Here is a 1,174-nt window from a genome sequence, read left to right on the forward strand (position 1 = left end):
AAAAAACCACCAGACTAAACTCTTCTGGTGGTTCTTGATACTACTGCTGCTGACCTTGCTGCCTGTACTACCTTCGTTACCATTACTGTAGTCAAGCAACAACGGTCATTAGCAAATCCATTGCTTAAGCAGCGTAACGCAACTCTTGCATGCCTGGTGTTTTCACTTGCACAAACTGACCATCTTTGGCTTGCCAGTAAACCTTAGCAGCTGCTTGAGTAGTGATCTCAAACAAGCATCCAGATTGCTCTAGGGCAATAGTTGCTTGGCCATCAGTCCAGCGCCAGCTAAAGGCTGCTTGATTACTATCATCAGCTTCAAAAGTGGTCTCTGCATCATGCCAACCGGTTTGCAACGCGCTTGACTTCAGATCAATCGCTTTATTACCCAAACGCATGCTTGTCACAGATACGCCAAGGTGACGATCATCAAAGGAAGAGGCATAGACATAACCAGGCACAAAGCTATTTGAGCGTAGTGTCATGGTCTTAGCCCCTTCAGGGATCCAAGCGACTAAGCCTACTGGGGTGCGCAATACTTCTAATGGAGCACCATCAATAATGAGCTCTAACTGGCAATCATCTTGCAGTTGGTGACCTAGCTCTGTAATACGATTGAGTAATTTTGCACGCACTGACTCAAGTACTACTCCAGTAGAAGCTAATGGTGCATAACCTTTGTTGGCATACACATCTTCTGGAGTTACTTCAGAGAACTGGGCATCTAGATCGACTACGCCATCAGTTTCCAAGAAGAAGTCGCGGTTCTGGGCAACTAGATAGGTTTCAGCGGCTAAGCCTTCTGCATAAATGGCGTTGTGAGTAGGCAGTTCAACGTGGAAGTAAGTGACTTTTGACCATGGCTCTTGAGTAATGGTGACGCCGTTGATCAAACTAGCTGCAGAGATAAAGTGGCCATCAACATAGATTGCATGAGCAGGACTAACCAAGAGATCGCGTACTGGCAAATCAGAGCCAAACGCATCTTTAGCAATGCGTACAGGCCATGCAACAGTTGGGTTGTTATGACGTAAGCAGTTCACACGACGATGACCTAACCAGCTAATCGGCTCGTACTTACCAGAGACAGTCAGAACTAAGTCACCAACTTGAAGATCTTCAACGGCTACAGGGCCGCGATCAGTTGTGATGTGGGTGCCTTTGGCGTAGCAGAC

The 1,174-nt window shown here is 46.8% G+C and carries 1 protein-coding gene; it reads right to left on the bottom strand.

The window, feature by feature from the left end; all coding sequences use genetic code 11:
* Positions 1-124: 124 nt before the first annotated feature.
* Positions 125-1,174 (bottom strand): Hint domain-containing protein (locus tag ICN45_RS10345; RefSeq protein WP_216175727.1); only part of this gene is annotated, 1,050 nt, incomplete at its 5' end.

Source organism: Polynucleobacter alcilacus, from assembly GCF_018881545.1.
Classification (GTDB): domain Bacteria; phylum Pseudomonadota; class Gammaproteobacteria; order Burkholderiales; family Burkholderiaceae; genus Polynucleobacter; species Polynucleobacter alcilacus.